The organism is Bradyrhizobium sp. USDA 4461 (genome assembly GCF_054055655.1).
In genome coordinates, this window is the sequence record NZ_JBSRXM010000001.1 from 183,157 (window position 1) to 209,314 (window position 26,158).

Annotated in this window: 23 protein-coding genes and 1 pseudogene; 6 read left to right on the top strand and 18 right to left on the bottom strand. The window is 60.4% G+C overall.

What is annotated here, in order from left to right:
* Nucleotide 1: 1 nt before the first annotated feature.
* Nucleotides 2–2,260, bottom strand: a complete 2,259-nt coding sequence (locus ACVINW_RS00905; protein ID WP_456749569.1) for a xanthine dehydrogenase family protein molybdopterin-binding subunit — start codon at nucleotides 2,258–2,260, stop codon at nucleotides 2–4.
* Nucleotides 2,261–2,544: 284 nt separating this feature from the next.
* Between ACVINW_RS00905 and ACVINW_RS00910 the strand changes: the two genes are divergently transcribed.
* Both ACVINW_RS00910 and ACVINW_RS00915 read left to right on the top strand, forming a co-directional pair.
* Nucleotides 2,545–3,012 carry a MarR family winged helix-turn-helix transcriptional regulator gene (locus tag ACVINW_RS00910; protein ID WP_456749570.1) on the top strand — a complete coding sequence of 156 codons (468 nt, stop codon included), beginning with the start codon at nucleotides 2,545–2,547 and terminating at the stop codon, nucleotides 3,010–3,012.
* 1,258 nt (nucleotides 3,013–4,270) lie between these two features.
* Nucleotides 4,271–5,134, top strand: coding sequence for an AraC family transcriptional regulator (locus ACVINW_RS00915; RefSeq protein ID WP_456706907.1), 864 nt, complete (start codon nucleotides 4,271–4,273; stop codon nucleotides 5,132–5,134).
* 64 nt (nucleotides 5,135–5,198) lie between these two features.
* Here the strand turns inward: ACVINW_RS00915 and ACVINW_RS00920 are convergent, their stop codons facing one another.
* The 15 genes from ACVINW_RS00920 to ACVINW_RS00990 form a co-directional block, all read right to left on the bottom strand.
* Nucleotides 5,199–6,431: an ABC transporter substrate-binding protein gene (locus ACVINW_RS00920; protein ID WP_456749571.1), complete on the bottom strand. Its 1,233-nt coding sequence runs from the start codon at nucleotides 6,429–6,431 to the stop codon at nucleotides 5,199–5,201.
* A gap of 137 nt (nucleotides 6,432–6,568) precedes the next feature.
* Nucleotides 6,569–8,440, bottom strand: a complete 1,872-nt coding sequence (locus ACVINW_RS00925) for an AMP-dependent synthetase/ligase (protein WP_456749572.1) — start codon at nucleotides 8,438–8,440, stop codon at nucleotides 6,569–6,571.
* Nucleotide 8,441: 1 nt separating this feature from the next.
* Nucleotides 8,442–9,221, bottom strand: a complete 780-nt coding sequence (locus ACVINW_RS00930) for an enoyl-CoA hydratase/isomerase family protein (RefSeq protein ID WP_050401602.1) — start codon at nucleotides 9,219–9,221, stop codon at nucleotides 8,442–8,444.
* Nucleotides 9,222–9,248: 27 nt separating this feature from the next.
* Entirely contained in the window at nucleotides 9,249–10,379 is a 1,131-nt protein-coding gene (locus tag ACVINW_RS00935) for an LLM class flavin-dependent oxidoreductase (protein ID WP_456706910.1), read from the bottom strand.
* Nucleotides 10,380–10,579: 200 nt separating this feature from the next.
* Nucleotides 10,580–11,362, bottom strand: a complete 783-nt coding sequence (locus ACVINW_RS00940) for a creatininase family protein (protein WP_456706911.1) — start codon at nucleotides 11,360–11,362, stop codon at nucleotides 10,580–10,582.
* A complete protein-coding gene (locus ACVINW_RS00945; protein ID WP_456749573.1) occupies nucleotides 11,363–12,130 on the bottom strand; it encodes an enoyl-CoA hydratase/isomerase family protein in 768 nt (255 codons plus the stop codon).
* A gap of 162 nt (nucleotides 12,131–12,292) precedes the next feature.
* Nucleotides 12,293–12,949: an ABC transporter ATP-binding protein gene (locus ACVINW_RS00950; RefSeq protein ID WP_456749574.1), complete on the bottom strand. Its 657-nt coding sequence runs from the start codon at nucleotides 12,947–12,949 to the stop codon at nucleotides 12,293–12,295.
* 55 nt (nucleotides 12,950–13,004) lie between these two features.
* Nucleotides 13,005–13,730, bottom strand: a complete 726-nt coding sequence (locus ACVINW_RS00955) for an ABC transporter ATP-binding protein (RefSeq protein WP_456749575.1) — start codon at nucleotides 13,728–13,730, stop codon at nucleotides 13,005–13,007.
* Nucleotides 13,727–14,758, bottom strand: a complete 1,032-nt coding sequence (locus ACVINW_RS00960) for a branched-chain amino acid ABC transporter permease (RefSeq protein ID WP_456749576.1) — start codon at nucleotides 14,756–14,758, stop codon at nucleotides 13,727–13,729. Before ACVINW_RS00960 ends, ACVINW_RS00955 begins: the two co-directional genes overlap by 4 nt.
* The gene (locus tag ACVINW_RS00965) at nucleotides 14,742–15,611 is read right to left on the bottom strand and encodes a branched-chain amino acid ABC transporter permease (protein WP_456749577.1); all 870 of its coding nucleotides are present in this window, start codon (nucleotides 15,609–15,611) and stop codon (nucleotides 14,742–14,744) included. Before ACVINW_RS00965 ends, ACVINW_RS00960 begins: the two co-directional genes overlap by 17 nt.
* Before the next feature lie 298 nt (nucleotides 15,612–15,909).
* Nucleotides 15,910–16,437, bottom strand: coding sequence for a flavin reductase family protein (locus ACVINW_RS00970; protein WP_456706917.1), 528 nt, complete (start codon nucleotides 16,435–16,437; stop codon nucleotides 15,910–15,912).
* Between the two features lie 46 nt (nucleotides 16,438–16,483).
* Nucleotides 16,484–16,843, bottom strand: coding sequence for a VOC family protein (locus tag ACVINW_RS00975; protein ID WP_456749578.1), 360 nt, complete (start codon nucleotides 16,841–16,843; stop codon nucleotides 16,484–16,486).
* A gap of 84 nt (nucleotides 16,844–16,927) precedes the next feature.
* A complete protein-coding gene (locus ACVINW_RS00980) occupies nucleotides 16,928–17,320 on the bottom strand; it encodes a hypothetical protein (RefSeq protein ID WP_456749579.1) in 393 nt (130 codons plus the stop codon).
* Nucleotides 17,321–17,425: 105 nt separating this feature from the next.
* Nucleotides 17,426–19,441: an acetyl-CoA carboxylase biotin carboxylase subunit gene (locus ACVINW_RS00985; protein ID WP_456749580.1), complete on the bottom strand. Its 2,016-nt coding sequence runs from the start codon at nucleotides 19,439–19,441 to the stop codon at nucleotides 17,426–17,428.
* Between the two features lie 2 nt (nucleotides 19,442–19,443).
* Complete coding sequence (locus ACVINW_RS00990; protein WP_456756262.1) at nucleotides 19,444–20,973, bottom strand: acyl-CoA carboxylase subunit beta; 1,530 nt, start codon at nucleotides 20,971–20,973, stop codon at nucleotides 19,444–19,446.
* Between the two features lie 132 nt (nucleotides 20,974–21,105).
* Here ACVINW_RS00990 and ACVINW_RS00995 point away from each other — a divergent pair, with 132 nt between their 5' ends.
* Nucleotides 21,106–22,512: a helix-turn-helix domain-containing protein gene (locus tag ACVINW_RS00995; RefSeq protein WP_456749581.1), complete on the top strand. Its 1,407-nt coding sequence runs from the start codon at nucleotides 21,106–21,108 to the stop codon at nucleotides 22,510–22,512.
* 310 nt (nucleotides 22,513–22,822) lie between these two features.
* On the top strand, nucleotides 22,823–23,458 hold the full coding sequence (locus tag ACVINW_RS01000) for an Lrp/AsnC family transcriptional regulator (protein ID WP_456706922.1): 636 nt from the start codon (nucleotides 22,823–22,825) through the stop codon (nucleotides 23,456–23,458).
* Between the two features lie 175 nt (nucleotides 23,459–23,633).
* Here the strand turns inward: ACVINW_RS01000 and ACVINW_RS01005 are convergent, their stop codons facing one another.
* A complete protein-coding gene (locus tag ACVINW_RS01005; protein WP_163155369.1) occupies nucleotides 23,634–23,957 on the bottom strand; it encodes a DUF736 domain-containing protein in 324 nt (107 codons plus the stop codon).
* 905 nt (nucleotides 23,958–24,862) lie between these two features.
* Here ACVINW_RS01005 and ACVINW_RS01010 point away from each other — a divergent pair.
* The gene (locus tag ACVINW_RS01010; protein ID WP_456706923.1) at nucleotides 24,863–25,237 is read left to right on the top strand and encodes an excisionase; all 375 of its coding nucleotides are present in this window, start codon (nucleotides 24,863–24,865) and stop codon (nucleotides 25,235–25,237) included.
* Here the strand turns inward: ACVINW_RS01010 and ACVINW_RS01015 are convergent.
* Nucleotides 25,234–25,656 (bottom strand): hypothetical protein, encoded by a 423-nt coding sequence (locus ACVINW_RS01015; RefSeq protein WP_456706924.1) that lies wholly within the window; start codon nucleotides 25,654–25,656, stop codon nucleotides 25,234–25,236. The two genes, ACVINW_RS01010 and ACVINW_RS01015, sit on opposite strands and share 4 nt — an antisense overlap.
* A 54-nt stretch (nucleotides 25,657–25,710) precedes the next feature.
* Here ACVINW_RS01015 and ACVINW_RS01020 point away from each other — a divergent pair.
* A pseudogene (locus ACVINW_RS01020) lies at nucleotides 25,711–26,142 on the top strand (site-specific integrase); the annotation flags it as partial.
* Between the last annotated feature and the right edge of the window lie 16 nt (nucleotides 26,143–26,158).

Sequence of the window (26,158 nt, forward strand, 5' to 3'; positions counted from 1 at the left end):
TTCAGTTCCTCTTCCGGAGTGCGCGCCACACATTTTCGGGTGTCATCGGCAGATTGGTTATTCGGACGCCGTAGGCGGCGAACAGCGCGTTGGCGATCGCCGGTGCGACCGGCAGGATCGCTCCCTCGCCCATTCCTTTGGCGCCGCCAGGCCCGGGGCCGTCGCCGTTTTCGACAAGTATCGTGTCGAACGAGGGCGGCACGTCGGTGATCCGCGGTATCGAATAATCGATCGGAGTCGCGTTGACGGGTTGCCCGTCCTCGAACTCGAGCGCCTCGTGAAGCGCGTGACCGAGCCCCATGACAGCAGCGCCCTCATCCTGACCTTCCGCGGCGAGGCGATTGATCACACGGCCGACGTCGGCGGCGCTGGCGTACCGAGGCACACGGATCTCGCCGGTTTCCTCATCGACCACGATCTCTGCGAGACCTGCGGCTGTCTCCCAGAACAGAGGTGACTCCGCCAGGGAGCCTTTCTTCGAGCGCGGCGTGATGGCGCCGCGGCCGACGACTTCTCCCGAATCGACACCCAGGCTGCGGTGAAATATCTGATGGAAAGTGAGAACGTCTGGACCGGTCGAGACGCCTCCCTCGACGAGTGACAGGCCGGCGCGGGGAAGCTCCCAGACCTCTGCAACCATGTCGAGGATCTGATCGGCTGCGTCGAGAGCGGCGCTCTCGACAGAGAGGCCGACGACGACGGTCGAGCGGCTCGCGCCGGTACCCCAGTCGTAAGGGGCGACCGCTGTATCCGAGCGCAGGACGGTGACCGCAGACATCTTCTGCTTCAATGTCTGCGCCGCGATTTGGGCCATCGTCGCGTGCGCACCCTGACCAACCTCGATGCTGGAGACCGAAACGAGAATCGACCCATCGATCTTGAGACGCACGATCGCGTTGCTGATCGGCGTATTCGCCGGATCGGTTGCGGCAAGCGCCAATCCTTGCGCCTTGCGGTTGGAGGGTTGCGCGTCCGGCGCGAACGACCGCCTCACCCGGCCGATCAACTCGCTCATGTCCATGTCGAGCGCGCGCAGGTCGGGGCGGATGCGCTCGCCACGGGAGGCCAGGTTCAGCATGCGGAACTCGGTCGGGTCCATGCCGATTGCCGCAGCCACATTGTCCATGTGCGATTCCTTGGCCCAAACCGCCTGTGGGCCACCGATTGAGCGGAACGCCGCGCCAGGGACGGTGTTCGTGTAAACCGCACATGCTTCGAGCCGCATGTTCGGCACCACGTATGGGCCCATGATGCGGTTCGCCGATTTCGTGGCGACTGCTGAGCCCGTATCTGAATACGCTCCGCCGTCGAGCAGAAGCCTGGCGCTCTTCGCGAGGATCCGTCCATTGGCATCGACCGCGGTGCGAATCGTGATGTCAGCGCCGAGCCTTCGGCAGGTGAGCATCGATTCAGCCATGGATTGAGCCACCCGAACCGGGCGGCGCACCTTCCAGGACGCGGCGGCGACCAATGGTTCGATCTTGACGGATGCCTTGCCGCCGAATCCCCCGCCAACGAACGGGACGATCACGCGGACCTTGGCCAGCGCCAGGCCGAACAGCCTGGAGAGCACCTTCTGAACCGCGGTCGGCGTCTGCGCACCTGCCCAGACCGTCAGGGAGTCTCCCTGGAAGTCGGCGATGACAGCATGCGGCTCCATCGCGAAATGCGAGATTGCCGGAAACGTGAAGTGGTCCTCGTGAACGTGCGCCGCGGCCGTCTCCGCAGCTTCAACATCTCCGACGTTGTTCCTGTAAATATGAAAGATGTTGCTGCCCGGTGTCGGCCTGGCGCCGCCCTTGAAGTAGAAGTCTTCGAGGTTTTCGTGATGCTCATGGATGAGCGGCGCATCCGCCATCATCGCTTCACGGATGGTCGTTGCGTGCGGGAGTTCGTCGTACGCGATGTCGACAAGCTCCGCGGCGGCTTCGGCGATCTCGATGGTCTCAGCGACCACCACGGCGACCGGCTCGCCCACATACCGGACTCGGTCGATTGCCAGGATCGGCCGGTCCTTGAGCACGACACCCCAGCAACCGAACGAGACGACATCCGCTCCGATGAGCACGTCGACGACCCCTGGTACGGACCTGGCGACGCTCGCGTCAATCGACGAGATGCGCGCGTGAGGAGCCGGCGAACGAACCACAAAGCCGTGCAGCATCCCCGGGATCGCGAGGTCGGTAACGTATTCTGCCCGCCCCGTAACCTTCTCGATGAGGTCGGGTCGTACGGCACTCATACTGTCAGTCACCGACATGCTCGGATCCGGGGTGCGAGGTCACAGCCGATGGTCAGGAAGCCTGCGCGGCTCCTCCCAGGGGGCGATCCCCAACCTCTACCCCAATTATCACTCGTATGCAAGCGCTACACTCGTATACGAGTGACAGCCCTATCCGCCGGACGGATAGGGCTCGCGGTCAGACGGCATGGATTCTTGGGGGCAACGAATGTACACAAATGATCAACCAGGAACTTCCGAGGCCGAGCCATCCAGCTTTGTTCAGCCGAGCCACGGGCAAGTGCCGCAAGAGGACGAAAATCGTGCAACCGAAAACCAGGACGGCTCCGACGGAGAAGCCGAAAGAGACCGCACAATCTTACAGGTTGGACGATGCACCAGGATTCCTGTTGCGCGTCGCGCTCCGTACCCACACATCGATCTTTGTCGCGAAAATGATCGAAGAACTGACCCCACCCCAATTCTCGACGCTGGCGAAACTGAGGGAAGTCGGATCATGTTCTCAAAATCACCTAGGGCGACTGATCCACTATGATTCAGCAACGATCACTGGCGTCATCAATCGCCTCAAATCGCGCGGGCTGATCAAGAGCTCCAAGGATCCTCTGGATCCACGACGACGGCAGATCGAACTAACGGATAAAGGGAGGCGGACGGCGGACGCTGCGATCGAGACCATTGCTGAGATTTCCGGCGAGACATTTGCCCCGTTGACGAGGGAAGAATTTCGGACCCTGACCGAGATCTTGAAGAAAATCATACGCCGCTGAGCCCCACGGCGCTGAGCCGGCCGACAAGCTGATCCCGTAAACGCTTCAGCCGCCGCCAAGCAAAAAAATGGCCCGGCACGAGCCGGGCCAAGTCCAGGGAGGAAGCGAAGGATGTAGATCCTTCGCAAACGCCGACGCGGATCTCGATCGAAGACAGCCCAACGAACGATCTCAGCGACAGAACTATCCGGTATGCCGCCCGGCATTTTGTGCTGAAGAAGACGGAATTGCCCCAGTTTCCGGCATTTTCGCGTGACAAGGCCGGGATGAGCCAGATCGGCGCGCGGCATGCTGCATGGACGGAAGGCCAGTTGGGTCGTAGCCGATGACGGCACGATCATAACAATTGATGGAGCCCATTACCGGCCATCCTTCGAATGCTAGCTTCATCGCACGATCGATCGACGCCGATCCCTGAGCGGCTACCCCGCGCGCCTGCGCAGGGCCCGGACGATTTTTGTCCTGAAGCGCGCGAGATCAAACAGCAATCTGGGTGCTCTCCTGACCGCAATCGCTCTACCTACGATCGCGAGCCGCAGAACGCGGACCAATCTAGCCAGGCCCAATTCCATGAATGCCTGCCGGACATGTGGCTGGTCGGCGATCGAAAGCATATTGTCCGCTACAACGATGGACGATCTGAGCTCGGGTTTCTTCTGCAGAACAAAGTCACGGCATGCTACCGCGAACTCCAGCTCCTGAGCGCTCAAGGATATGCAGAAGACAGTTCGATTATCCTCCACCATATTCAACTGCCCCCGAACGATCGCACGGCGCGGCCTTCTGTCTTTCGACGTCACGGCCTGCGCGGGCCTGGCTCTCGCCTTCCAATCGGCAACACGCCCGTGCCAGCTTTCTGCGAAATGGTAGCATCGGGGGTCGCGGCATTTTCCGGCGAATACCCCTGCGGACAACCGTGAAAGCGCGATCGGTGGACCCAATTCGCGCGGGAACGCGGCATTTTCTACCGTCGGGGCGGGGGTTGCGGTCTGGCGCCGTGAGACGTGTCTTGTCGCAGCAGCTCCCTGCGTTGAGCCTTCCGGTTGTTTTCCCCATCGCGGAGCCAGTCGATGAGCGGCCGTGACAGTCACCATCCGGGAAGGAACGAGGCTAACCCGCAGGATCAGATTCTTGCATCCTCGCGTTACTTTTCGGTGACGAGCATTTCCCGGAGCGCTATCGTCGCCCGGACTCCAGGCGCGCCCCTTATCTCCGCCTCCTGAATTGCGGGAGCCGTAGCCAGTAGCGAGCGAATTCGATGAGCATGTTGTCCACGTCCGAAATGGATCCTGGTTTTGCCAGAATGAATTTGCCCGAGCTTCGGATCAACTACGATCCGATTGATCCGGATCAGTTCGATCGGCCGATCACCTCATTCTGCATCGAAACCGGTGAAGACAATGACGAGCTTCCGCTCCACTCACACAAGAAAGGGCAACTCGTTGTCGCTTCACATGGATCGGTGATGTGTCGTGCCCCCGGCGGACTATGGATCGTTCCGCCGCAGGGTGCCGTGTGGATACCGGCAGGCGTCATGCATAGCAATTGCGTCTCGGACAATGGAAAGGTCTACGTCGTCTTCATCGATCCGCAGGCGAGTACGCTTCCGAGCACGTGCTGCACATTCACGATATCATCGCTCGTCCGTGAACTGATCCATCGGCTCTCCGTTTTTCCTCCCCTGTATCCAGTCGAGGGGCCGACCAGCCGGCTCGGACGCGTGCTGCTCGACGAATTGGTGCAGATGTCCACCGAACAGATGTACTTGCCCATCTCCACCGACAGCCGGCTTCAGCATCTCGCGGCATCGCTGCTCAATGACCCCGGCGATCGCAGCACGATCGACGAATTGGCGACCAGATATGCGATGAGTGTCCGGACCTTCGCTCGCCTGGTCTTGAAGGAAACCGGGATGACGTTTGGACGCTGGCGACAGCGCCTTCACATCCTCGTCGCGCTGCAGAGGCTGTCTGCGGGATATTCCGTTCAGGCCGTCTCGCTCGATCTGGGCTATGAAACCCCCAGCGCCTTCATAACCATGTTCAAGAAGGCGATGGGCAAGAGTCCGCGCCGCTTCCTTGCCGAGCGATCCAGCTTCGTCGGCCGTGAGCCCTCGGCTTGAAGACTCTCGCCCGGCAGCCCTGGCTCCCAACATCGCAAGCTGGGGCCGCAGCTCGCGGCGTCTCCTATCGCGTGTTGAAAGGTACGAGAGGGTATTGGAGCGAAGCTTCGGCGACCGACTGCGGCGCCACCACGCGAGGCTTCCCGTTCTGCCCTTGAAGGATGGTCACGTCGCTGCCCATATTCTGGCCATTGGCGTCGAACTTGATCTTGCCGCTGGACATCAGGATAGGCGTCATGTCCGTTGCTTTTAGAGCGGCGTGGATCGCAGCGGATTCGGAAGAACCGGCGCGGCTTACGGCGTCCGCAACAATCTGAACAGCTTCGAAGGCACAGCCTGAATTCCCGTCGACCCAGTCATTTGGATAATCGGACGCAAATCTCTTCAAGATCGCCGCGGCGTCAGGCGCCTTCGGATTGTACCACAGGGTCGAGAGTATCGCGCCGTCGCCGTACTTGCCCAACGCGTCATAATACGCTTTGTCCTGCGCGCCATTCGAGTTGGGGGAGAAGATCATTTTGGGATTCCACCCCTGCTTGGTGCATTCCCGAATGATCATGATGGCGTCGTTGACGCGGGTCACGGAGACCAACGCGTCCGCGCCTGACGCTTTGGCTTTTGCAACCTCGACCGAGAGATCCTTGGCTCTTTCATCGTATGGAATATACTCGGCAATCCTGAGGGGCACTTCGACCTCCTTCCAGGCCTGATCGATGCTCGCCGCGGTCGACTGTCCCATCGTATTGTTGAGGTGCATGACGGCGGCGCTTGTTGGAGCGTCCTTGATCGAGGACAGGATGGACTTCAGCTCCATGAGCGACTTCCTGACGATGGTCAGCGACGTCGGGTAGTACCTGAACACCTCGGTGAATCCTTGAGAGGTCACCTGGGTCGCGCTCGCGATGTGAACGACCATAGGCACTTTTGCGGCCTCGGCGGCCTGAAGCGCGGAGATGGTTGCTCCGGAATCCCACGCGCCGATAAGTACCGTGCACCCCTGCCTGATCAGGTTCTCGGCGGCAATCCGTCCGTTTTCCGGCCGGCTTTGCGTGTCCGCATGGATGATTTCCAGCTCTATACCGAACTTCTCCTTTGCGAACTTCGCACCGACATCGATGCCGCGTACGCAAGCCTGCCCCGGAAACGCCAGGACGCCACTGCTCGGATTGATTGCGCCGACGCGGACCTTGGCCGGGCTGGCCGCTCTTGACTGCCACGATGCGAGTCCGACTGCGGCGCCAATTCCGCTACCGATCAAGGACCGACGGGTCAAACCGCTTTCGACATGCTTTCTCATGTAGTTTCCCCTTTGGTTGGCTGCAGGAATATCGATGCGGTCTGACCGCCGCGCGCGACGAACAATGAGGCGCTATCGCGCCAGGACAAGCACTCGCGCTCGGCGCTTCACGAGATGCGCCGACTGCGTAGTTTGGCTCAGGGTTTGACTTCCGCCTTGACGAGGTTGTCTTCGCTCTCGTCATAAAGCGTATCGATCAACGACCGATACCTCTGCATGATCTGCTTCCGACGCTTCTTTCGAGTCGGCGTCATCATGCCGTTCTCGGGAGAAAGCTCTTCCGGCAATATCCGGAACGCCTTGATCTGCTCGGCCCTGGCAAGCCTGCCATTCGCCTTGCCGATCTCTGCTTCGATCATCCGCACCACGATTTCGGAGCTTGCCAGTTCCGAGTACCGCTCGATTCGAAGACCGTGCGATCTGGCCCAATCCATCGTCGCGGTCGCGTTCACCTCGATCAGCGCCGTGAGGTACTTCTTTCCTTCTCCAAGCACAGCCGCCTCAGAGACAAACGGGCTGCGCCTGAGCTCGTTTTCGATCTGCGTCGGGCTGATGGATTTTCCATTGGAAGTGTTGATGATCTCCTTTTTTCGATCGACCAGCCTGAAGAGGCCCGTCGAATCGACATCCACGATGTCTCCGGTGTAGAGCCAGCCATCGCGCAGAGCGGATTTGGTCTCTTCCGGCTTATTCCAGTAACCGACAAAAAGTCCGGGTCCCCTGACAATCATTTCCCCGTCTTCGAGAACAGCGGTCTCCCAAGCCGGATCCCGCAGGGGTACGCCCACGGTGCCAGCTTCCGGCCATTCCGCCATCTGCACCAGATTGGCGCCGACCAGTTCCGTCTGTCCGTAACATTCCTTCAGCTGCAATCCCCATAGCTGCCACAGCGACATCAGCTCGGGAGGCATCGCCGCGGACGAGGTGTATGCGACCGTGAGTTCCTCGAACCCGACCTCACAAAGCAGCGGACGGAAGACCTGTTGCTGGCACACGGCAAAGAGGCCGGAAATGAACGGGTCCGGCACGCCTCCGGCCTGACGATCATCAAGGGCCTTGCGGGCGATAGTCATCGCGAGCTGATAGTCCTGCTTCTGCTTCTCGGACCCGGCGTGAACCTTGCTGAGGATCTGGGTGGCATACCGCTGGAAGAACCGCGGCGGAGCCATGAAGTAGGTCGGCTTCACTTCCTTGACGGTTTGAGCGAACTCTGCGCAGTTCTCGCCGAAATACGGCACCAGGCGGATGAGCAGAGGCAGTGTCGTTGCCTGTGCGCGTGCCACCGTGTGTGACATCGGCAGGTGCACGACGACACGGTGGACATCGGAGCGCAACTTCGACGTGAACAGGGTTACGCTGTGCGCACCAGCAAGCAGCGACAGATGGGTCAGCATCGCTCCCTTCGGAAATCCCGTCGTGCCGGACGTGTATCCGATGCTGGTCAGGTCGCTCGCCTTTGCTTTTGCGACCTGCTCCTTAAGAAAGATGTCGGCGTCAATCGATGTTTCGCTCCAGAAGTCATGAAGAGAGACGACGTTCGCCGGCCCGCCTGTCTTCTTCCACGCGGGATCGAGCACGATGATTCTTTTCAACTGGTCAGCATGGCCCGATGCAAGGACGGTACCGAGCTGATGTTCACTGCCAACGAACATGAACGACGTTCCGGAGTCGCCCAGATAATAGCCGACCTCCTCCGCCGATGAGGTGAAGTAGACGCCGACCATGATGCCGCCGGCACAAATGATCGCCATGTCCGCAAGAAGCCATTCCTGGGACACATCCCCCATGATCGCCGCGCGATCGCCGCGTTCGAATCCAGCCTTTTGCAGAGTCGCCGCCAACTTGGCCACCTCGTCCGAATACTGCTTCCAGGTCGTGGCAATCCACTCACCGCGACGTTTTTGCTTGAACGCGATCTCGTCAGAAAGCTCCACCCTCCGCCGGCTCAGGAGCTGCGGAATGGTCACGTCGGCGAGTTGGGCGCCTGACGCAAAACCCTCGGCGCTCACCTCAACGCTCCGCGAAGCGCTTGCGCTTTTCAGCGAAGGCGGCCACGGCATCGCGCCGGTCGGGCGCGGCAAAGGTGATCGTCTCGAGGGCGGTCGAGGTGTCAAGGAGCAGATGCGCGTACTGCTTGATGATCTTGTTCACGCAATACTTGGTCCAGATGATAGATTCTCTTGGGCCGCTCGCGAGCATCTCTGCGTACTCGATTGCAGCATCCTTGACGTCCCTGTTCGAAATCACCTCGTTGATCATGCCGATGGACGCGGCCTTTTCCGCGGAGATGAAGTCACCGGTCATCAGGTAGTGCTTCGCCCGGACGGGTCCCATCAGCAGTGGCCACATCACCGCGCCGCCATCGCCCGCGACCACGCCTGCGGTAACATGCGTATCGGCAAACCTCGCGGCCGGACTGGCGAATATGACATCGCAGAACAAGGCGAGAGTTGCCCCGAGACCGACCGCGACGCCGTTGACCGCGGCGATGATCGGCGCCTCGACCTCCAGCATGTTCCGGATCAGATGGCGTCCGCCCCGGGTCGGCGACGGGATCGGACTCTTGTCGAGCGTTTTCTGATCGCCGCCCGAACAGAACCCCCGCCCCGCCCCCGTCAGAACGATCGCGCGGACCGCCTTGTCCTCGTCCAGCTCGACGAAGACCCGTTCGAGCTCGCTGTGCATATCCCAATTGATCGCATTGAGGATCTCCGGCCGGTTCATCGTGACGATGGCCACACCGCTCGGCCGCTTCTCGACGATCAGATATTTGTAGTTCTGCTTCGACATGGCTATCTTCCATTTGTTCCGGTTGGCTTACTTCTGCGGTCGCATGGCGCGGATCTGTCCGAGAATATCTTCCGTAGGCCGGACGACATTGTTCCTATCGTTGAAGTGGGGGATCACATAGCGGCCGCACATGTCGATCGCTTGCATGATCTTCTCGTGATCGACGGAGTCGAGATGGAGAAGCACCTCGTCGACGCCCATCGCCTGAAACTTCTCGATCTGACGAATGACGGTGTCCGGGCTTCCGCAGACCGTTGTCGCGGAGTGGTTGAGCAAGTAGTCCCAGTCCTTTCCCGCGCGCTCCATGGCTGGCACGCTCTCGCTCATATACGCATAGTCGTCGGCGAGCTTTGCGAGACGGGGATAGGCGTCAGTCGAAATCCTCGCATAGTGCATGAGGGGCTCGGCGTAATCGTCCTTCGCTTTCTGATCGGTTGACCCGATGCCGAAGAAAAGCGGAATGCCGATGCGCGGCCGATCGAGCGGACCTTGCTCGTCACGCTTCCAGCCGCGACGGTAAGTGTTTAGAAGCTTTTCCTGGACCTCCCATCCCTGGTAGATGCAGTTACTCATGACGGCGAGGCCTTCGGATCCGGCCCAGCTGTGGCTCCGCTCGCTGGTCGCAGCGATGCCGATCACCGGATGCGGCTTCTGTATCGGCTTGGGCACCAGCATCCGCGGCGGGATCTGATAGTACTTGCCTTCGAAGGTGAAGATATCTTCGCGCATCGATTTCTTCAGGAGCGCGATGCCTTCCTCCATCTGAGCGAGAGTTTCGCTCGGATCAACGTTGAAGGCGCGCATGGCGATGGTCGTGTTGGCCCGGCCGGCGTAGAATTCCATGCGGCCATGCGACAGGATGTCGGTTACTGCCAATCGCTCCGCCGATCGCAAGGCATGATTGATCTTCTGGGGCATCAGCGTCACCGCTGACCTCAGCTTCACGCGCGACGTAACGGCTGCAAGGTACCCGTAGACGACCTCCGGCGCGGAGCTCGAGATGCCGCCGAGCGCAACGTGCTGCTCGGAAAGCGCGACGCAGTCGAATCCGACCTTTTCGGCCAGACGCACCTCGTCCACGAGTTCATGGAGCCGGCGGGCATAGCTCTGCCCGACCTGGGTTTCTTGCTCCGACCAAAACCCGAACGTAAGTGCCATCTTCTGGATCCTCATGGAGTGTCAAGATGGCGAAGCATTTCATGGGCGCGGCAACATTTTTGTTCGAATGCGCCACGCAGTTAGATGACTTTCCAAATTTTGTGCTGTGAGCAGTCAACGCCTGCCCTTTCGCAGCCAACGCCGCTGAACGTGGCGCGACAATCATTCTCGGCGTCCATCTGAGGAGGAGCACGAGAGATTCAGACGGCGTTGCTTTGGCTTCCAAACGAGACGGCCAGAAGATCTGTTATCGCCGCGAGACATCGCTCGCCGATCCCCGCCGTCGAGCCGAACGGGTTGCCGATGATGCCGTTGGCCGTGACGGACTTGATCCCGTTTCTCCACATTGCCTGAAGCTGCTCCTCGGATAGCGCACCGAGATGCCCGACCTCGAACCGATCGAGCCTGACGCTGTCGGGGCGGAGCAACATCATGAGCGAGGTCTCCGCGATATCGGCATGTCCTCCAACAGCATTCGGGTCACCACCCGCTTGCTCGACGGCGCTTCGCCATCTCTCGATCCAGGCAACGGCATCGCAGTACGCGTCGATCTCGACGTCTACCGGAACGGCGCTCCTCAGCCGGGGAAGCATCTCCTGGAGCGCGGGAAAATTCCCGATATGGCCTGAGAACAGCAGAATGCGCCTGAAGCCGTGCCTCGCGAGACTTGTGCAATAATCCAGGCAGATCGATTCGAACGTCTCCGGACGAATGGAGATCGTCCCCGGGAAGACCAGATGATGGGCTGAACAGCCGACCTTGATGGTGGGAGCGATCAGGGTACGTCCCAGCTGCCGCGCCAGGCTTGCCGCGATGGCGTCTGCATGATCCGCATCCATGCAGAGCGGAAGGTGCGGTCCATGTTGCTCCACAGCTCCGCAGGGTATCAGGACGGTCGATGCCCCCGCAGCAAGGGCAGCCGATACCTGTTCGAAGCTCAGCAGTTCAAGACGGAGCTCATCAGGCAATGCCGGTGCGGTCATTCACGCTTTCCTTGGCTGTTTCGACAGGAAGCGCGAACGCGCCTGTGCCGAACTATCGTCTACCAGATAGGCCGCAAGATCCTCGATCGTCACCGCCTCGAGCGCAGCATCGTCCATTTGGCCCGTCAGGTTCAGCGAACGCTTGATCGCCGTAAACAGCTTGCGCTCCTTTCCACGAAGATGCCTGCATACCTCCCCGGCTCTCACCATCACTTCCGCGGTGCTTGCGATCTCGTTGATCGCCCCAATTTGGAGTGCCTTTTTGGCGTCGGTCAAGTCGCCCCAGTAGAGCAATGCCTGCGCCTCACGAAGCCCAAGCTTCTGCACTGCCTTCCGGATTCCCTTGGCTGCAGGCAACAGGCCGTGGTTGATTTCCGGGAACCCGACTTTGCATTCATGGTTCGCTACGACGTAGTCGGCGTGAAGAAGGAACTCCAAGGCCCCGCCAACGGCGTATCCACGCACGGCACACACGAAGGGCGCGGGGTATCTCTCCATCTCGCAAAGAAGCGCGTGGAAGCTCCTCATCCGAGGCCGCGATATTTCGATGCCGGCGACCTCCTTTATGTCTCCGCCCGCGCTGAAGAAGCGCTCGCCCTGGCCGGTCAGGACAATGCCCGGCGGCGACGCCTCGCGAGACAATGCGCGAAACGTGTCCAGCAGGCGGCTAACAAGCGCGTTGTTCAGTGCGTTTGCCGGCGGCCTGTTCATGGTCATGGTGACCACATCGCGGTCGCGTTCGATCAGAATGGCGTCATCGGCTTCCATGGAAATAGCCTAGGCGAGGCCTTGTGGAATTGGTTGCGGGACACCCCTTCCCCGACGCCGCTGCTCGACACAAATGGTCGCGCCCGGGCTATTTCGCGGCATCTTCTGCCGCGACCGTTCGGCCGCCTTTTCGGATGACGGGCTGGTCGCGCCACAGGACCGTTACAGTCCAAGATAAGCGCGCTGAATCTCGGGATTGTTCAGCAACTCGTCGCTGGATCCGTGGAGCACGATTGAGCCGTTCTCCAGAACGTAGCCGCGACTGGCCAACGCAAGCGATTTCGCCACATTCTGCTCTACCAGCAGGACCGTGGCTCCCTGCTCGTGCAGGGACTTCACCACACCAAACATGACGTCCGTCAGCGCGGGCGACAGCCCGATGGAAGGCTCGTCAAACATGACGACCTCGGGCTTTGACATGATTGCACGGCCGATAGCCAGCATCTGCTGCTCGCCGCCCGATAGCGTACCGGCCAATTGCCCCCGGCGCTCACGAAGCTTTTCAAACAATTGATAAACGAAGTCGAGCGTTTCGGACTGCCCGCCCTTCGCGCGCTTCAGCGCCCCTCCGAGGAGCAGGTTTTCTTCCACAGAAAGACTTCCGAAAATCTGCCGACCTTCCGCGACCTGGGCAATGCCGCGCTCGCAGATCTCCCATGGCGACATGCCGGTGATATCAACACCGTTCATCTTCATGACACCGCTCGAGGATCGAACGATGCCCGAGATTGATCTGATGAGTGAGGTCTTCCCTGCGCCGTTCGCGCCAACGACGCAGATCAATTCGCCTTTGTGGATCTGCAGGGAGACGCCGTTCAAAGCGCAGGATCCATCGTACGCCACACAAAGTCCATCGATCGACAGAAGCGCACCACTAAGCATGGAAGCCTGGCCCCAGGTAGCTATCGAGGACTTTCGGATCTGCAACCACCTCTTTGGGAGGTCCCTCTGCGATCTTGGCGCCGTGATGCAACACCACCACATGCGAGGCAACTTCCATCACGATGCGCATGACGTGCTCGACAAGGAGGATCGTCAATCCACCTTCGGCAAGCTTCTGCAGTACGCCTACGATACCCGCAGCTTCAGTCGGTCTCAGACCCGCCATAACCTCGTCCAGCAACAGCAATTTGGGCCGGGTCGACAGCGCCTTGGCCGTTTCCAGCATTTTCCGGTCCGGCAGCGTTAATTGATCCGTCCTTACATGGGCCTTGGCGGCCAGACCAACGCTTTCAAGTGACTCGTACGCCTTCGATCTGGCCTCGCTTACGTTTCTGGTCCAGCTGAAGGCTCCGATCATGGCATTCTCAAGCACCGACATGTCACGCATTGGCCGCACGATCTGAAATGTTCGCGCGATACCCATCCTGCAAACAGTCTCGGGTGGCGAATTGTCGATCTGGCGGCCTTCGAACAGCACCCGGCCGCCGGTCGGCTTCAGGGCACCAGCGACCAGGTTGAAGCATGTCGTCTTTCCCGCTCCATTCGGTCCGATCAGCGCTGTGATCCGCCCCGCTCGAAGTGAGAAGCTTACATCCTTCACCGCGACCAGGCCTCCGAACGATCGGGACAGGTTCTCGACCTCAAGCAGGGCTGTCATTCTTCGACCTTTCGGGACTGCCACAGCCATGCCGTGGGTGGCGCCTGGATAGCTTTGCAAAAGCGCGCAATCGCCGGCCAGATGCCGTCTGGCAGGAACCAGACGACCGAGATCAGGACAACACCGTAGGTAATATTGTTCAGTCCCGGGATCCGGAGACTGTCGCCGAGCGCGCTCATCAAGTGATTGAGCGGAATCGCGGCGAGCGACCCGACCAGCGGACCGAACGTGGTCCCCAGCCCCCCGACTACGGGCCCTATCAGGACGTCTACCGATAGCCCCATCCCCATGATTGAGTCCGGGAATATCGACCCTTGCACGAGCGCCAGAACGCCGCCGCCGGCGGCGGCCGTTGCAGCCGATAGCGAGATCACGAGAATCTTGTGCTGGAACGTCCGGACGCCGAGCGCGCGTGCGGCCGATTCGTCGTCGCGCATCGCCCGCCATACGTATCCGAGGTAGGATCGTGAAATGAATTCGGTTCCGATTATTCCCAACGCCGCCAGTGCAAGCGCGACGAAGTAGTAGAAGCGGGCATCGCCGCGAAGCATGGAGATCTCAATCCCGCCTGTTGGCGCAGGAAAGAACAATCCTTGCATTGCGCCCACGAACTCCCAGCCACTGAACATGATCCTGGCGAACTCGGCGGCGGCAATCGTGAGCAGCGCGAAATAGATACCGCGAACCTCGAACCGAAAGCTCAACCAGGCGATCGACGCGCCAACGGATCCGGCGAGGATCATTCCGGTCAAGAGCCCGAACCAAGGCGAAATGCCGTACTTTACGTAGAGGACACCGACGGAATAGGCTCCCAGCCCGACAAAAAGGGCGTGACCGATCGATAGCTGCCCGCCGATCCCAAGCATCAGGTTCCAGGACTGTCCGAGGAAGGTGAACAACAATACGATCGTCATCAGCGAGATGACGTATGGGTTTGCCAGCATCCCGATTAATCCCAGGACAGCGAAGACCGCTATCCCGGCAAGCCACCGTGTCCGTTCCAGCCCACGGTCAAATTTCTTTTGCACCAAAAAACCCCCTCGGACGGAAAACCAGGATGATGATCAGCAGCGCGTAAGGAAGCGCCGTCTTCATCGAAGGCGTGAACATCAACGCCGCGATTGCCTCGGCGACGCCGATCACCAGACCTCCGAGGAGTGCTCCGCCAAAGCTGCCGAGCCCGCCCACGATGACCGTCACGAAAGCAAGGAGAGTGAAATCGACGGCGAGATATGGTTGAGCGTCGAACAGGGGAGATATCAGGGCGCCGGCGACCCCTGCGCAAGCTGCCCCGATGCCAAAGGTAACCGCATAGACTCGTGGAATGTTCAGTCCAACGATGAGGCCGCCCAGACGATTGTCCGCCGCCGCCCGCAGCGAGCGGCCGAACGGGGAGAACTTCAGATACGCTCCAAGCAGAGCTATAAGCAGCCCGGCGGTCGCTGCCGCCTGCACTCTCGCCAGGTCGAGCGTCACAGGGCCGAGAGACACGGTCTGAAACGACAGCTGCGAGGCAGTTGGACGCGGATCCGGCCCGAACGCGACCAACAGGGTTCCGCTAAAGAGCAACGACAGGCCGATGAAAACAATGAATTGATAGTGATGCGGCCGGTTTACGAACCGACTTACAATCAGCGCTTCCAACAGATATCCGAAGACGAACATCACGACCGCAGCGATAGCTGCCGCCACGATGATTGGCACGTTCCACAGGCGAACCGTCCAGTAGCCGATGTAGACACCGAACACGACCATCTCGCCGTGAGCAAAATTTACGACGCGCATGACGCCGAATATAATGGTAAGGCCCAATGCGACGAGGCCGTAAACGAGACCGAGCAGAATGCCGCTCGCAAGAACATTGAGCCAGAGCGAGAGCATCAGCAACCACTGACTGGCGCGAGCGAATGCCGGGTATTGGACACCGCAACACTCAGACGGACTGCTAGCCGCGGCTGGCCGCGCTCGGACGGGATCGAGACCACCCCGGCGCAAAATTCCGACCTGATCTGGTCAGCGAACATGTTCCCCCGCATTGGTATTTCTCCTGCGTTTGCGACAGATATCCTCTTGGCCCCGGACCCTATGACCTGAGCCTTTGCTTCGCATTCGCGGTCGGCGTCCGGGCGCTATTCTCACTGAGTGCGACACTCATTCGGCAGCCCATGCGCCGGACCCTCTAATGCTTCGGTACGGTGAATTCACCGTTTACGTAGACAAGCGGCTCGCGATCGAGGTTGGTCGTCTGGGCAACAACTTCGCCGACGAAGATCGTATGGCTGCCGGCATCGTACGAACCGGAGACGCGACAGTCGAAGCTGCAAATTGCCTCGATGAGGCTCGGCGCACCTGTCGTGAGCTGACGCCACAAACCGTCAGCAAAGCGTATGTCGCCCTTGCTTCCGTCCTGCCCGGCAAACTTCTTTGCGAGTTCAGCGTGATCAGCCGTGAGAATGTTCCAGCAAAATGATCCGCTCTGCTTTATTGTGTCGTGGCCCCCGGCGGTCTTGTTGACGCAAACGAGCACGCTCGATGGTTCGGTTGACAATGAGCACCCGGCCGTCAACGTCAAACCGTGTCTGCCCGGTCGCACACCCGTCGTCACGATAGATACCGCACCGGGCACGTGGCGCATTGCGCTCCGGAATTCCGCGCTGCTGAACACCGGGGATGGTTGGTTTGGCATCGGTGACACTCGGAAGTTCATGGTGATGGATTCCCGCAAATACTCGAACCGAGTTGCCCGGAGCCGGCTAGCCGCCCTGCTTCTTCGACGCTTGAAAGAGCTGGATCGTGTTGTTTTGCGGATCCTTCAAGCAAGCCACACGACCATGCGCCCCCATGTCCCGCACTTCGCTGAAAATCTCGGCTCCCAGGGCGCGAGCCCGATCGAGTGTAAGCTCCAGATCATCCACTTCAAATACGACGACCGCGTTCCGAGCCCCTTCGGAGGCCGACTCTCCGGGGCCTGCGATGCAGAAGGCGGCCTTCTCTCCGGCGAATTGAATCCATTTGGCGCCGTCGGCAAAGCGGATCGTCAGTCCAAGCGCTTCATAGAAGCGGGCTAACGCTTCAGGTTCCTGCGCGGTAAGATAGATGTGCTTGAGCTTCATCGCTTGCTTTCAATTCCGAGCGCACCATCAATCCGTGACCTCCGGCCACGCTTGTATGATGATACTTGCGCCGCCCGGTCGGCATTAATGTTCGAAGATTTCACCGCGCGCATCGCCCATCAGCATAATATGCTGCAGACTATCCAGGCCGGCTTGTTTAATTTCCAGCGCATGCGACGACGAGAGACGATTCATGGCGTCATTCGCAACCCTGCCGTTTTTTCGGCAGAGCGTTCGAGCGCGTAGCATCGCTTGCGCCGATTGCGATTTGCCTGACGCTGATCCGTTGAATACGTGTGAACCCGCCGCCGCTGAGCGCTTGCGCAGCTCGCGAGTTATCCGATAACCGATTTTTCCTTTATTGGACCCTGCCGGCGCATTCGCGCATATGCGAACAAGCTTTCTCGTATCGTGGAACTGCGCTACGCGTTGATGTGGCGCTGACTGAAAGCCAGATGCAGGCGAGAAATTGGTCAACCTTGATCGCCCGCAGCCCGTTGCATATGGGGGCGGTCGCCCTTTTTCCGCCTTGGGTTGCCGACATCTCCTTACGGTAGAATGCGAAGATCGCGATCCCTATTGTCAGGCGAACTCCAGGATCAGCGCGTCGACCGCGAGCGTGGCGCCGGCGGCGGCGTGGATCTTCTTGACCGTGCCATCGCGCTCGGCGCGCAGCACGTTCTGCATCTTCATGGCTTCCACCACCGCGAGCGTCTCGCCGGCCTTGACCTCCTGCCCCTCGGTCACCGCGATCGACACCACAAGACCGGGCATCGGGCACAGCAACTTCTTGCCAGTGTCGGCGGCCGAGACCACCGGCATCAGCCGCGCCGAGGTCGCTTCGGTCTCGGTGAAGACATAGACCGGCACCTCAAAACCCTGATGCGCGAGACGGAAGCCGTTGTTGACGGCCCGCACCTGGACGGCGACGAAATTGCCGTCGATGGCACCTTGCCAGACCGGCTCGCCCGGCGCCCAGCTGGACACCAGATTGTGCGGATTGCCCGGCAACCCGTCGGTGCCGATGAAGCGCACCGCGATGGCGTCGTCCTCGCGCGCGACATCGAGCGCGATCTCGGCTCGGTCGAGCCATACCGCGCGGCGGCGCTCGCGCTGCACCACGCGGCCGCCCATCTGGCCGGAAATCTGCCGCTTGCGCTCGCCCAGCACGTGATCGATCGCAGCGCCGACCGCCGCAAGCCGCCGCGCGATCTCGCCCTCGGGGGCACGCGCGGAAAATCCCTTCGGGAATTCTTCCGCGATGAAGCCGGTCGAGAGCCGGCCCTCGCGCCAGCGCGGATGGTTCATCAAGGCCGACAGGAACGGAATGTTGTGCCTGATGCCGTCGACATAGAAGGCGTCGAGCGCGGTCGCCTGCGCCTCGATTGCGGCGGCGCGCGACGGGGCATGGGTGACGAGCTTGGCGATCATCGGATCGTAATGGATCGATATTTCGCCGCCCTCCTGCACGCCGGTGTCGTTGCGGATCGTGATGCCGTCATGGCTGGCCTCGGCCGGCGGACGGTACTTCACCAGCCGGCCGATCGAGGGCAGGAAGTTGCGGAACGGATCCTCGGCATAGACGCGGGACTCGACCGCCCAGCCGGTCAGCGTGACGTCCTTCTGCGCGATCGCGAGCCTTTCGCCGGCCGCGACGCGGATCATCTGCTCGACGAGGTCGATGCCGGTGATCAGCTCGGTGACGGGATGCTCGACCTGCAGGCGGGTGTTCATCTCCAGGAAGTAGAAGCTCTTGTCCTGGCCGGCGACGAATTCCACTGTGCCGGCCGAATCGTAGTTCACGGCCTTGGCCAGCGCGACCGCCTGCTCGCCCATTTTGCGGCGGGTCTGCTCGTCGAGCAGCGGCGACGGTGCTTCCTCGATGACCTTCTGGTTGCGGCGCTGGATCGAGCACTCGCGCTCGCCGAGATAGATCACGTTGCCGTGCTTGTCGCCGAGCACCTGGATCTCGATGTGCCGGGGATCGACGATGAATTTCTCGATGAAGACGCGGTCGTCACCGAACGACGACTTCGCCTCGGCCTTGGCGAGGTTGAAGCCTTCGGCCACCTCCGCCTTCGAATGCGCGATGCGCATGCCCTTGCCGCCGCCGCCGGCGGAGGCCTTGATCATCACGGGATAGCCGATCTCGTCGGCGATCTGGACGGCGTGCTTGTCGTCCTCGATGACGCCGAGATGGCCCGGCACGGTCGAGACTTTCGCCTTCGCAGCGGCCTTCTTGGATTCGATCTTGTCGCCCATCGCGGCGATGGCGCCGGGGTTCGGGCCGATGAAGACGATGCCGGCCGCCTCCAGCGCGCGCGGAAACGCCTCGCGTTCGGACAGGAAGCCGTAGCCGGGATGAACCGCCTGCGCGCCGGTCTTGCGGCAGGCCTCGACGATCTTGTCGATCAGAAGATAGCTCTCGGCCGCGGCCGGCGGGCCGATCAACACGGCCTCATCGGCCATCTCGACATGCAGCGCATCGCGGTCGGCCTCGGAGTAGACGGCGACCGTCTCAATTCCCATACGGCGCGCAGTCTTGATGACCCGGCAGGCGATCTCGCCGCGGTTGGCGATCAGGATTTTCTTGAACATGATCACAGAGGCAGGTTGTCGTGTTTCTTCGCGGGGATCTCGACCTTCTTATCGCTGAGCATCGCCAGCGCCCGCGCGATCCGCTTTCTTGTTGAATGCGGCATGATGACGTCGTCGATGTAGCCGCGCTCGGCGGCGATGAAGGGTGACAGGAAGCGGTCTTCGTATTCCTTGGTTCGCGCGGCGATCTTGTCGGGGTCGCCGATGTCGGAGCGGAAGATGATCTCGACCGCGCCCTTGGCGCCCATCACCGCGATCTGGGCGGTCGGCCAGGCGTAGTTCATGTCGGCGCCGATCTCCTTCGAGGCCATCACGTCGAAGGCGCCGCCATAGGCCTTGCGGGTGATGATGGTGACGAGCGGCACCGTGCACTGCGAATAGGCGAACAGCAGCTTGGCGCCGTGCTTGATCAGGCCGCCATATTCCTGCGCGGTGCCCGGCAGGAACCCCGGCACATCGACGAAGGTGACTATCGGGATGTTGAAGGCATCGCAGAACCGCACGAAGCGCGCGGCCTTGCGGGAGGCATCGCTGTCGAGCACACCAGCCAGCACCATCGGCTGGTTGGCGACGAAGCCGACGGTGCGGCCGGCGATGCGGCCGAAGCCGGTGACGATGTTCTTGGCAAAAGTCTCCGAGATCTCGAAGAAGTCGCCCTCGTCGACGACCTTGAGGATCAGCTCCTTCATGTCGTAGGGCTTGTTCGGATTGTCGGGGATCAGCGTGTCCAGGGACATGTCGACCCGGCCGATATCGTCGAAGCTCGGCCATTCCGGCACGCCGTCGGTGTTGTTGCTGGGAAGGAAGTCGATCAGCCGGCGCATCTGCAACAGTGCGTCGACGTCGTTCTCGAACGCGCCGTCGGCGATCGAGGAGCGCGTCGCGTGCACTGACGCGCCGCCGAGCTCCTCGGCCGTCACCACCTCGTTGGTGACGGTCTTCACCACGTCGGGGCCGGTGACGAACATGTAAGAGGTGTTCTTCACCATGAAGATGAAGTCCGTCATCGCCGGCGAATAGACGTCGCCGCCGGCGCAGGGGCCCATGATGACCGAGATCTGCGGGATCACGCCCGAGGCCTGCACGTTGCGGCGGAACACGTAGGAGTAACCCGCGAGCGCCGCGACGCCCTCCTGGATGCGCGCGCCGCCGGCGTCATAAAGGCCGACGATCGGCGCCCTCGCCTTCATCGCCATGTCCTGAAGCTTCGTGATCTTCAGCGCGTGCGTTTCGGAGAGCGAGCCGCCGAACACGGTGAAGTCCTTGGCGAACACGAAGGTCTTGCGGCCGTTGACGGTGCCCCAGCCGGTGACGACGCCGTCGCCGGGGATCTTGCTCTTCTCCATGCCGAACTCGATCGAGCGGTGCTCGACGAACATGTCGAATTCCTCGAACGAGCCCTTGTCCAGCAACAGCTCGATCCGCTCGCGGGCCGTCAGCTTGCCGCGGGCGTGCTGCGCCTCGATTCGCTTTTCGCCGCCGCCCAATTTGGCGCCGGCGCGACGTTCTTCAAGAGCTTCAATTGTGGAGATCACACAACACCCCGGTGGGTCCGCGAGCAGGTCTTACCCCGCCATACACAAGCGATCCGAGGCCTGAGAAGGCTTGAAGACGCACATTTGCACATGTTACAGATATGAAAACAGCAAATTGCGAAGTTGCAAATGGCAGGAAAGCTTTATATCGGCCGCAGGTTCCGCGAGGTAAGGGAGAGCAAAATGCTCACCCAGGCGGCATTCGCGGAGCGGCTGGGAATCTCGCTCAGTTACCTGAACCAGATCGAGAACAATCAGCGGCCGGTCTCGGCCTCCGTGCTGGTGCTGCTTGCCGAAAAATTTCAGGTCGACCTGAGCTCTTTGTCGCTCAACGACAGCGACAAAGTCATTTCGATGCTGGCCGAGTCATTGGCTGATCCGATCTTCGCCTCCTACGCGCCCAGCATACAAGAGTTGAAGCTGGTGGTTCAGAACGCTCCCGGTTTTGCTCAAGCGCTCCTGAACGCGCATCAGGCATATCGGCGCAACAGCGAGCAGCTCGCCAGCCTGGATAGCCAGATCGCCAACCTGGCGGGAGAACCGACAGCTTATGAGGAAGTTCGCGATTTTTTTCACCTGGTCGACAATTACGTCGATGAGTTGGATACCGCTGCCGAGGCTCTTGCCGACCGGCTGAATATTCCCGACAGCAACCCGACGACCGCGTTGATCAGCTACCTGGAAGCGAAACATGGCGTACGGATTCGCCAGAGCGGCCCGAACGAGACTTCATTGCGGCAATTCGATCGCGCATCGCGCACGCTGTTTCTGAGCCAATATCTGCCGACACCAACCCGGACCTTCCAGATCGCCCTGCAAATCGCGGCTCTCGAACAAGAAGACCGGATTGGTCAGATTGCAGATAAAGCGACATTTCGATCAGTCGATGCCCGAAACGTGTGCGCCGCCGGATTGCGAAACTATTTTGCGGGCGCCCTCGTTCTACCGTACCAACGATTCCTGCAATCCGCTCGAGAGCTGCGGCACGATCTCGAATTGCTCGCGACCAGGTTCGGCGCAAGCCTGGAGCAGGTTGCTCATCGCCTGTCGACGCTTCAACGGCAGGGCTCGAAGGGGGTGCCCGTTTTCTTCGCCCGATTGGACCGCGCCGGGAACATCACCAAACGCCACAGCGCGGCAAAACTGCAATTTGCACGCTACGGAGCCGCCTGCCCGCTCTGGAATGCGCACCAGGCATTCGAGGCCCCAAGCCAAATCATTCGGCAACTCGCCGAGACACCGGACGGCATTCGATTTCTTTGCATCGCAACCGAACTTTCGAAAGGCCGGGGCGGCTTCGGCTCTCCTCGCCCGCGCTATGCCATCGCGCTGGGATGCGAAGTCTCCTATGCAAAAGATTTCGTATATGCAGACGGGCTTGAGCTCACAAGCAAAGGCACTTTCGATCCGATCGGAATTTCTTGTCGAATCTGCGAACGGACCAACTGTCCTCAACGCGCGATCCCGCCGCTCAAGAGCAGATTGAGAATAGACCGCGATCGCAGGGACATACTGCCCTACCAATTACCCGGCTAGATTCGTCGACGACAAAGCCGGGCCCTCCAATGATCGCGGGCTGGGCTGGACCGGTTCAGTTCCCGCGACCGGATCAGTGCACAGATTGCAATCGCGTTGCTCATCACGACGGCAGCCGCCACCTGCGCGCGGGCCACATGTTCGGGCGGCAAGATCAGATTGACCGTTTTTCGATACAAGTCGTCATTTTATCGAAATCTACACGCCCGGGCGAGAGATAGCATTTGTTTCATCGAGATGTCACCTCGCGGAATAACGCGAGGGGCCGGGCCTCGATGGGACGACGAATGCTTGCCCATGGGAGAATGAAATGACGACGACGGCTTTGGACAGGATCGACATAAAGATCTTGAATGAACTGCAGCAGAACGCAAGTTTGACCAACGTTGAACTCGCTTCCCGCGTCAATCTCTCACCGTCTCCGTGTCTCGCTCGAGTTCGAACGCTCGAAAAACTCGGGGTCATTGACCGGCGAATTGCGGTGCTGGATCCCGCAGTTCTCGGCATCGGCGTTACAGCATTCATACAAGTAAAGCTTGAAAGGCAGGCCCAGCCATCACTCGAGAGCTTTACGCGTTCAATCGATCGCCTTGGCGAGGTGATGGAATGTTATCTCATGACCGGCGACAACGATTATCTTCTTCGTGTTATGGTGTCTGATATCGAGGCTCTCGAGGATCTCATCGTAAACAAGCTCTCCCGCATAACCGGCGTTTCGAGCATTCGCTCGAACCTGGCCCTGAAGCGGATTTCCCACAAGACGGTGCTCCCTATCGACACGAACCGGCCAGTTCAGGTCAAGCCGTGCAGCTCTTCCAGGCGCCTCGACAGGCCCGCCAAACAGCATTACGACGCCTCGCCCCAGGCGAGGATCGATGGCGGCATGAATCTCGAGACTTCGCGGATTTCGCGGGGTGACGGGCAGTACCCCTCAAGCCTTCCTTAGGCAAAGCCGCGCAGGAGAACAGTCTCGACCTTACGCTCGTTGTTCGTGCTTTTTTGCCCAATGCACAAACATCGAATGCCGTTCGGCGTTCGATCGCGCACGCTTAACGCGACGGTCAAAAGCTGGCCGCTGGAGAAAGGCTCCCGCGCGAGGTGCGGGAGCCCAAGATCCCGGGCTAGTCGCCGGGATTCCAGATCAGGAAAAAGCCGTTGTCGTCGCCCAAGCCGACGGCTCGGCCAAGGTTGGCGTAGAGCTTGCGAGACCCGAGTTCAGGTGCCGCAAGTGACAGGCTGACGTAGTCCTTGCCGCTGCTTTCGCCACGCCGAATCCAGCCGGCTCCGATCTCAACGCCCTGGGCGAGGATGCGGAAGTCCGGCTGAGCCTCGGTCGACTTGGCGCTGTTGGGAACGATGTCGATGTGGGCTCGGATGGACAAGGTCTTGAGCTCGCCCCTAAAGCCGCCGTTGTCGTTACGGGTGACGAATCCGATCGCAGTCATGGTCTGTCTCCTTCGCTGCCGCAGAGCCGATCCCTGCGATGGCGAGACCGTCATGGCGGCCGGAACGCCGCCGAACCCCTGGGGCGAAGCGTCAGCGGCGCACCCGAGCTCGCGCCTTTTTTGCAGCGAAGCGGCCGCGAGGAGCCGGCTTGCCGGCGGGGAAAAAAGAAGCATGCGAGGGTTTCGGACGGCGGGACGGTTGCCATAGGTCGTACAGCCATGAGCAGGGAAATCGTCCCCGAAGCAGCGGCAAGACAGACATCGAGCGCACCGGGATCCCGAACCGAAGAGCACCCATGGGGCCGTCAGGCCGAGCCCCACCTGTCGAATCTACCAGTAGCGACAAAACATCCAACCCGATAGAATCTAGCAAGCCGTGTCGAGCAAGCGCCGCATATTGTTGAACCGGATAGACCTATCGTGTGAATCGCTGCGCATAGCCAGGTCAGCGGCCAACTTCGTCGAGCCAGTTTCGCCCGCACCGTTGACGGTAGCAAAGATTGACCAATTGAAATTTAGCCGAAACGAACAACGTGAAAATGAGGCCCTTCGCAAAAGTGATCGATATCCGCACCTAAGCTAACGCTGGCGCTTCCGTCCCAGGCATTCTTCCTGCCCGCTCATGTCGGCCCAAACTGCGGCTCGTCGCAATTGAGTTGCCGTCCACGGGTTGATTGTATGTGCCGATGGGCTCTGACAATCCCGAGACGTCCAGCACCACGGGGCGGCTGATCAAAAGCGGCAACGCTGATCAGGGCCGCACCTTTGATCAATGCAGGATAACATGTCCGGCTCCCGTCACCCCCGAGACAAACACACGCTCTAAACAATCAGAGAAACAAGAATGTCACTCGCCTAAGGCCCGATCATCGTCAATGCGTTCGCGATTTCGCGATGCCGCTGACATGATCGACACAAAGCACCGCGAAGCTGTTGGTCTGCATGATCCGCTTCGGCTTTCTGTAGCAGCGGCCGTGGCATTTCCCGATGGTTCGATGACCGCCTCCGGGTTGCGCAGAGAGAGTTCTCGCGGAAGGCTCGTCATCGAGCGCATTGCAGGCAAGGATTACACGACACTCTTTCATATAGAGAGAATGAGGGAATTATGCCGCGTCCAAGCAAAGGAGCCCGGCTCTACAGACGCAAAGCACGGTATCGCGGAGGCGACCTCGTCGCCCAGTCCGTTTGGATTATCAAAGACGGCGACCGGCATATCGCCACAGGATGCATTGCGAGCGCGTCTGAAACAAAGCCTCCGCAGAAAGCAGAGCAAGCGCTAGCAGACTACATCGCGCAAAAATACCAACCGGAGCGCAGCCGACGAGATATCGACGACATCGATTGCGCCGACGTGCTGTCGATCTATCTGACCGATATCGGCGAGCCCGGTGATCAGTTTGAAATCGAAGCGAGGATCGACCGGCTTAATGACTTCTGGGGCGGCAAGAAGCTGGCGGCAGTCAACGCGCAAACCTGTGCCGGTTACGTCAAACATCGCGGCAGCCGGGGCGGCGCGCGTCGTGACCTCGAGACTTTTCGTGCCGCGATCAACCATCATGCAAAGGAGGGATTTCACCGCGGCACGGTTCGCGTATCCCTCCCGGCAAAAGGTGAGGCACGCGACCGATGGCTGACACGCAGCGAGGCGGCGGCCCTGATTTGGCAATGTTGGCGCTATCGCGAAAAGCAGACCGTCCATGCCGGCAGCTCAAGGGGCAACCCGGTCCGGACAGACCGCCGGCCGCTGCGACACGTGGCCAGATTTATCCTGATCGGCCTCTACACCGGCACCAGGGCCGGGGCAATCGCGGCGGCATCGCCTTACCCCGAGCTTGGACACTCGTACGTCGATCTCGAGCGTGGTATCTTCTACCGAAGGCCGATCGGGAAGCGAGCTACCAAGAAGCGTCAGACGCCAGCCCCGCTCCCACCCCGGCTATTGGCTCATTTGCGTCGTTGGCAAGACCGGAAGCTGATCAACACCTGCTTCGTCGAGTTCAATGGCAAGCCGGTCGCTTCCGTGAAGAAAGGCTTCAAATCTGCCGTGGATCTGGCCAGGTTACCCGGGAAAGTCACTCCGCACACGTTGCGCCACACGGCAGCAACCTGGTTGATGCAGCGCGGCGTGCCGATTTGGGAGGCAGCCGGGTTCCTCGGCATGTCGGCGGAGGTCCTGCAGGAAACCTATGGCCATCACCATC